At 40.1% G+C, this 6,292-nt stretch carries 8 protein-coding genes and 1 pseudogene; 2 read left to right on the top strand and 7 right to left on the bottom strand.

Annotated features, from left to right (window positions below):
- Positions 1-97: 97 nt before the first annotated feature.
- Positions 98-550, bottom strand: a complete 453-nt coding sequence (locus ACEW9O_RS06950; protein ID WP_373549417.1) for a hypothetical protein — start codon at positions 548-550, stop codon at positions 98-100.
- Between the two features lie 124 nt (positions 551-674).
- Here ACEW9O_RS06950 and ACEW9O_RS06955 point away from each other — a divergent pair, with 124 nt between their 5' ends.
- Positions 675-1,250 (top strand): YdcF family protein, encoded by a 576-nt coding sequence (locus ACEW9O_RS06955; RefSeq protein ID WP_373549418.1) that lies wholly within the window; start codon positions 675-677, stop codon positions 1,248-1,250.
- 350 nt (positions 1,251-1,600) lie between these two features.
- On the opposite strand, the gene ACEW9O_RS06960 is transcribed toward ACEW9O_RS06955, so the two are convergent.
- Together ACEW9O_RS06960 and ACEW9O_RS06965 are read right to left on the bottom strand one after the other, a co-directional pair.
- On the bottom strand, positions 1,601-2,647 hold the full coding sequence (locus tag ACEW9O_RS06960) for a serine hydrolase domain-containing protein (RefSeq protein ID WP_373549419.1): 1,047 nt from the start codon (positions 2,645-2,647) through the stop codon (positions 1,601-1,603).
- A gap of 235 nt (positions 2,648-2,882) precedes the next feature.
- A complete protein-coding gene (locus tag ACEW9O_RS06965) occupies positions 2,883-3,353 on the bottom strand; it encodes a VOC family protein (protein ID WP_373549420.1) in 471 nt (156 codons plus the stop codon).
- Between the two features lie 190 nt (positions 3,354-3,543).
- Here ACEW9O_RS06965 and ACEW9O_RS06970 point away from each other — a divergent pair, with 190 nt between their 5' ends.
- Positions 3,544-4,464, top strand: a complete 921-nt coding sequence (locus ACEW9O_RS06970) for a sugar phosphate isomerase/epimerase family protein (protein ID WP_373549424.1) — start codon at positions 3,544-3,546, stop codon at positions 4,462-4,464.
- 185 nt (positions 4,465-4,649) lie between these two features.
- Here the strand turns inward: ACEW9O_RS06970 and ACEW9O_RS06975 are convergent, their stop codons facing one another.
- The 4 genes and pseudogenes from ACEW9O_RS06975 to ACEW9O_RS06990 form a co-directional block, all read right to left on the bottom strand.
- Complete coding sequence (locus ACEW9O_RS06975) at positions 4,650-5,150, bottom strand: SRPBCC domain-containing protein (RefSeq protein WP_373549421.1); 501 nt, start codon at positions 5,148-5,150, stop codon at positions 4,650-4,652.
- Positions 5,147-5,467: an ArsR/SmtB family transcription factor gene (locus ACEW9O_RS06980; protein ID WP_373549422.1), complete on the bottom strand. Its 321-nt coding sequence runs from the start codon at positions 5,465-5,467 to the stop codon at positions 5,147-5,149. Before ACEW9O_RS06980 ends, ACEW9O_RS06975 begins: the two co-directional genes overlap by 4 nt.
- A gap of 76 nt (positions 5,468-5,543) precedes the next feature.
- Positions 5,544-5,810 carry a hypothetical protein gene (locus ACEW9O_RS06985; protein WP_373549423.1) on the bottom strand — a complete coding sequence of 89 codons (267 nt, stop codon included), beginning with the start codon at positions 5,808-5,810 and terminating at the stop codon, positions 5,544-5,546.
- 197 nt (positions 5,811-6,007) lie between these two features.
- Positions 6,008-6,292: pseudogene (locus ACEW9O_RS06990) on the bottom strand (hypothetical protein); the annotation flags it as partial.

Here is a 6,292-nt window from a genome sequence, read left to right on the forward strand (position 1 = left end):
TGTGACAGATTGAAGCAAATGAAATGGCCCATGAAGCAAAACTGTCTTCATCTTTTTGTCAGAACGACAAAAGCCAAAAGGGAGCGCGCGGAAACGACTAACAGAGGAAAGACTGTATAAACACCCGAATATCGGTCACCTTGGGCGGTGGTTTATACAGGTAAAAACGCAGGGCTTTTTGACTGATTGGAATGACTTCAAAGCTGAATAATGCAAAAGGCAAGGGCTCAAAGTCAACTATTTGAACGTTTAAGTCCGGCAGTGCTATCTTTTGGAGTGCACCGTCGATATTGGATTTGAACAGTTGGGATTTATCCTGACAGCAGTTTTTTTTGGAAAACGCATCACCTTGCTGCTGCGTTTTCGAGGCTGAGCAGCAGTCTTTTTGGCATTTGTCACGGTCCGTTTTTACCCGCTTACAACAAGCTTTTGGCTTTGTAAAAACGCTGACTGTTTTACCCTTCATTTGGCACAGGTGCTCAAATACCGTTATTCCTGTTGAGGAAAACAGCACGTTGATCGCCAAGATGAGGTGCAAAAGTTTAAACATTTCTACGGATGTGTTTGCGCGTGGCAAAAGTAAGGATAAAACTACATTTGAAGGCTTTTTGTTGCATCTGTTGTAAATTCGATCATTCAAAGTAATTTTGAACCAGCTCATCCTCATTCAAATAATGAACTCATCTACATTTCGCCCAGTCAAGTATGGTATCTTTCTGCTCCTGCTTTGGATATTCCTCCACCTCAGCTTCAGCATCATCGATGGCTTGTGGGATCGTCAGCAATCTGCCGACTTGGCCGTCATCATGGGCAATAAGGTCAATGAAGATGGAACGCTCTCCACGCGCCTGGTCAAACGGGTCGATTGTGGCTTGCAACTGTATGAGCAAGGGCGGGTAAAAAGACTCATGGTCAGTGGCGGCTTGGGCAAAGAAGGCCATTACGAAGGGGATAAAATGCGCGATTATTTGGTGGGCAAAGGTGTGCCAGACCGCCTCATCATCGTAGACAACCGGGGGAATAATACCACTTTATCGGTTGTCAATACACTTCAGTTGCAAGATTCCTTACAGTTTAAAAGTGTCATTGTGGTTTCGCAGTATTTTCATTTAACAAGAAGTAAAATGTTGTTTAAGAAAAAGGGATTTAAAGCGGTGAGCGGAGTGAGCCCTTGGTATTTTGAGTGGCGGGATGTGTATGCGCTGGGAAGGGAATTTGTGGGGTATTATCGGCAACTACTGAAACCTTGATCCCACATGTCAAATATAACAGCTTGCTCATCGTAAAGATTGATCATAGCAATGGCGTCCTTACGCCAAGCAGCATTTTGATAAATCTTGAAAAAATCTTCGATCTCCATAAAGCAGATTTTGGTTTTTAGAGGAATATTCTTTGCAATGACCGCCAACGAACAGGGCTTTGTGCAGGTTGGGCAATAGCATTCCGTCAAGCCTGGCTTACTGAAGATGAATGTACAAACAACTGTTGATGATTTGATTTGCCGCTCAGCAGCATTCCGTCAAGCCCGAACAAAAGCACAGCATAGCTGAAACTACTGATACACGGCTTCCGCCCACCCCAGCTTTTGCAAATACATTTGTTATGAGCTTTTTTTCCTTCTTAGTATTTTTACAATGCGATTATATACGATTTCCGATAAATTCCAGGTGTATCCACCACTTGTATTTACAAACTGAACAACGACCGCATCAATATCTTTGTAATACCTGGCAATACTAGAGTATCCTGGCAATAATCCTGTATGTTCATATTTGTAAATAGATGAATAAATAGCTTGTTCATTATCATTTAGCAAAGAGCCATCGTTCAAGGCCCTCAAGAATATTCCCACATCTTTTGCTGTAGCTACCATTGAGCCGCTAGGGTTTATAAAATCATTATACTTTAAATCGCCATTATAACCTACGGAATACCCACTCATAACATCGTCTAAATCCACTTCACTAAACAAACTGTAAGTATTGTTCAGCTCAAGTGGCATCAAAATTTCCCTCTTGATATATTGGTGATGGCTATATCTCAATGTTTTATCAAGGATTTCGCCTATCAACAAATAATTCGTATTTGAATAACTATATTTTTTACCAGGTTCAAAGTCCGCAGGCTTATCCAGCACCAACTCAAGATTTTCTTTATTGGCTTTCGGTGGGTCTTCCCAATAGCCAGGGGTGTCGGTAAAATTTGGAATGCCACTTCTATGCTGCACTATCATTCTCAAGGTGATTTTATCAGCATTTTCAATTCTTCTCACCAATTCCGGCAAGTAATCAGCGAGGGTTTTATCCAAAGACAAATGTTTGTCATTTACCAATTTAGCGACAGCAACAGCAACATATAATTTGCTAATACTGGCAATCTTGAACAATGATTGCGGGTCTGCCGGAACCTTTTTTTCTCTATTTTTCCAGCCAGCTGCATAAAATGCTGGTGGCTTGCCAGCCTCATCAACATACACAATCATACCGTCCAATCCATATCCGACGGCATCATTTACTTGTTCTTGAACTGTGTCAGGTAGTGGCGCTAACCACGCCCTTACCAAAATCCATGGCACAAAAAACAAAGAGGTTATGCTTGCAATAATCAATACTATTCTGAGTATTCGTTTTGTTGGTTTCTTTGTCACAATGTCAATTTTTTTTGGGACGATGCTATTTTATTAAATTGCTCATAACGGTTTGGGTATTGGTGAAGTAGGGGAATAGGTGCACAAATGTTCAATTCACCACAAATGTTGATAGAAGTACAAATGTTGAATTTAGGACTTCTGCCCCCATTTTGTCAATACCTTATTGTTGGCAGTTTTAATTCTTATTCGTATCCAAATTCCGACTTGTCCTTCTAAGCCGATATTATTTAGTTCATTTGAGTTCTGAAAGTATCAATTTTTTCTGATTCAGTGTGTTCTTCATTGCTTTTTCCCTTACTTTAGGGTCATCGCTATGTATTAATTCAAAATATTCAGTTGGTACAACTTGCCAAGATAATCCATATTTATCTTTACACCATCCACAAGAACCTTCTTCACCACCATTAGCAGTAAGCGCTTCCCAATAATAATCCGTTTCAGCTTGGTCTTTTGTATTGATAACAAAAGAAACTGCTTCATTAAATTTGAACAGTGGGCCTGCCGCTAATATACTAAACTCCATTCCTGCTATTTCAATTACAGCAGTTTCTATACCTGCATCATTTCCACTATCGTCACTATCGAACTTGCGAAAATCTTTCAACTTACCATCTTTGAAAATGGATAAGTAGTAATCTGCCACAGCTTTGGCATCTTTCTCCACCCACAAATAGGGGGTGATTTTTTGAATTGTATCAGTCATGGTTTTGGGTTTTTTATTGTTAAAATAAGATGTTGTTAAGATTGATGCTGCAACTATAAAGGTCATTGGCGTTAGTTAGCTCTTTTTGATGCAAAATGCAAAGCATCAGTTATATTTGTTGACATCATCATCAAAATTCAATCCTTATTCAATGAAAAAAATCATTCTCTGCATCATTTTAGGCACAGTAATGTTGCTTGGCTGCAAGCCCAAAACCGACACAAAACCAGATATGAACATATCATTGGCACAGTGGTCCTTACACAAAAGTTTCTTTGGTGACGCCCTTAATGGCGACTGGGAAGCCTTTGGAAGACTTTTAAAGCAAAATCCAGATTCGCTACTGCAAGGAAAACTCAATCCTGACGATTTTCCCAAAATAGCAGCTGGCTATGGCGTAAACACCATAGAGCTTGTCAATACCTTTTACTTCTCAAAAGCCAAAGACATGGCCTATTGGGAGGGTTTCAAAAAGAAATGTGATGAAGCCGGGGTAAAAGTGGGGCTGATCATGTGCGATGCTTTGGGCGACCTGGGCAATGCTGACCCAGCAGAAAGGCAAAAAGCGGTAGAAAACCATTACGATTGGGTGAAAATAGCCAAGTATTTAGGATGCCCCACCATCAGAGTAAATGCAGCGGGAACCGGCACCGCAGAAGAAGTTGCTAAAAACGCTGCCGATGGTCTTAAAAAATTGGGCGAGTATGGGGCAAAAGAAGGAATCAATGTGGTGGTTGAAAACCATGGGGGATATTCGTCTGACGGCTTATGGTTAGCTGGCGTAATGAAAACAGTAAACCTGGAGAACGTAGGGACATTACCCGATTTTGGCAATTTCTGCATTGAAAGAGGCCCAGACGGATGCCTGAAAGAATACGACCGCTACAAAGGCATAGCAGAACTGATGCCCTATGCAAAAGGGGTAAGTGCCAAAACCCACGTTTTCGGCAAGGATGGCAACGAATCAGAAATGGATTATGCCCGAATCATGAAAATTGTAAAAGACGCTGGTTTTAAAGGCAATATCGGTATTGAGTTTGAAGGCACAGAGCTATCAGAAGACGAAGGTATAAAAGCTACCAAGGCTTTGATTGAGAAGCTTTTGAAGTGAATTTGTGGGTTTACTTGCCCCACTTCTAGCGCAGAATGGTAAAAACTTTATACATTCTTAATGTCTAATCGGCAGCTCTCCAACGGAAAGCTGCCGATTTGCAATAAACCCATAACGGGGGTAGGTCTTACCCTTCACGGCATTGAACTCTATTAGACGTCTATTCAAAATATTTTCAACGGAAATCATTTCCCGGATAAAGCTGCCAGCAGATTTTCCAAATTTCTCATGGACATCTTGAATCCTTCGGTGAAGCCCATTTCAATCATCTTCTCCATGCGGGCAAGGGATTCATTATAAATAGTAATATTCACTATTGTCTTTCCGTCTTGTTCACTGAACGTATAATCCCAATCAGAGCCCGGCAATTGAGGGTTTTCATCTTTGTCTGCAAAAGTATTGAACAGTCTGAAGTTGGTTTTTGGGCTGATGGACGTGTATTTCTGAATTGCCCAATGCTCCTGTCCTTCCGGGCTTACCATCGCATAAAACCTTCGTCCACCAACTTTAAAATCCATAAATTTTGTTCTTGATGTCCAGGGTTTAGGTGCCACCCATTGGTCAAGGATTTCTGCTTTGGTAAATGCGTCCCATACCAGCGACAGTTCGGCATCAAACTCTCTGGTTATGAATACCGTTTTCGCTGCTTTGTCCACGGTAAAATCAAATAGCAAATCGTTGGTCATTTTTTCTGTTTTTTTAGTGTTAGCAATACATTGTCGAGCTGATTGAATTGAGCCTCCCAAAGCTTCCTGAATTGGGCCAACCAATTGTCAATTTCTTGCATTTTTTGGGGATTGAGCTGATAGTAAATTTCTCTGCCAGACTGCTCCGCCTTAATCAATTCACATTCATGCAATACTTTAATGTGTTTTGATACTGCTTGTCGGGTCATGTCAAATTTTTCCGCCAGGACATTTGGTGTCAATGCCTGAATGGCGATTAAAGTCAAAATAGCCCGGCGGGTTGGATCTGCTATGGCCTGGAATATGTCTTGCTTCATTGGTGTACATTTAAATGCGCAACTCTCAGGTTGCAAATATATGCGCAACTTTTGAGTTGCGCAAATTTGTGGGCAATTATTTTTTGAAGAGGTGAAATGGTGGGAGGTTTTGGTCGTTGCTGTCTTTTTCGTTAAGTGTAAGCTTACCTTGCTTAAGTTCACCATTAATTACAATGGGTTCGTCATAGTTAGAGTAGGCGTAAAATGCGCTTGCGACTCCGTCAGAATAAATGTTTGTTACCAATTCAATGGGATATTGATCAATAAACCCGGAATAACTTGCCTGCCCGAATGCATTGAATGAAAGCAGCAGAAGTGTCAAAATGTAAAGTGTTGGTTTCATTTACGTGTTGGTTTGAAATAGCTGATAACGTTTCTCAGCTATACTCAGGCAGGGATTTTTACCACTGAACTTCCTGCGAATAACTGAACTTTTAATTTACTTCTTTCTTGTCCTATGAAGCACTAAACCCCTGCTTTCGTATAGGTGATGTTATGCGTTCGGGTTTCTTCGTTTTTACATTCGGTTATACTAAATTTTTAAATTCTTTTAATCAATGGTTCGATAATTATTCGATGCTTACGCTGAAGGATTATAGGGTAAAAATTTAATAATATATTCAAGGGTTGCATCCAAATAAAAACATACTCATGTCCTTTGAGTAATAAAATTATTGATAATAGAACTATTAAAATGAATGCAATAAGATGTCCAAATTCAGATTGTTTGGTGTTATAATCAAAAAGTAAGATTCCTGATTTAGAGCCGTTGAAATATTTTTTATTGTCGGCATTTCGATAAAAAGTTATCAAAAGTAACATCCT

Origin of the sequence: Haliscomenobacter sp., assembly GCF_041740695.1 — a bacterium.
GTDB lineage: Bacteria > Bacteroidota > Bacteroidia > Chitinophagales > Saprospiraceae > Haliscomenobacter.

Excerpts from the sequence above, each read along its gene's own strand:
- ACEW9O_RS06950 (WP_373549417.1), bottom strand. The coding sequence starts at position 550 with ATGTTTAAACTTTTGCACCTCATCTTGGCGATCAACGTGCTGTTTTCC.
- ACEW9O_RS06955 (WP_373549418.1), top strand. The coding sequence starts at position 675 with ATGAACTCATCTACATTTCGCCCAGTCAAGTATGGTATCTTTCTGCTC.
- ACEW9O_RS06965 (WP_373549420.1), bottom strand. The coding sequence starts at position 3,353 with ATGACTGATACAATTCAAAAAATCACCCCCTATTTGTGGGTGGAGAAA.
- ACEW9O_RS06970 (WP_373549424.1), top strand. The coding sequence starts at position 3,544 with ATGTTGCTTGGCTGCAAGCCCAAAACCGACACAAAACCAGATATGAAC.
- ACEW9O_RS06975 (WP_373549421.1), bottom strand. The coding sequence starts at position 5,150 with ATGACCAACGATTTGCTATTTGATTTTACCGTGGACAAAGCAGCGAAA.
- ACEW9O_RS06980 (WP_373549422.1), bottom strand. The coding sequence starts at position 5,467 with ATGAAGCAAGACATATTCCAGGCCATAGCAGATCCAACCCGCCGGGCT.
- ACEW9O_RS06985 (WP_373549423.1), bottom strand. The coding sequence starts at position 5,810 with ATGAAACCAACACTTTACATTTTGACACTTCTGCTGCTTTCATTCAAT.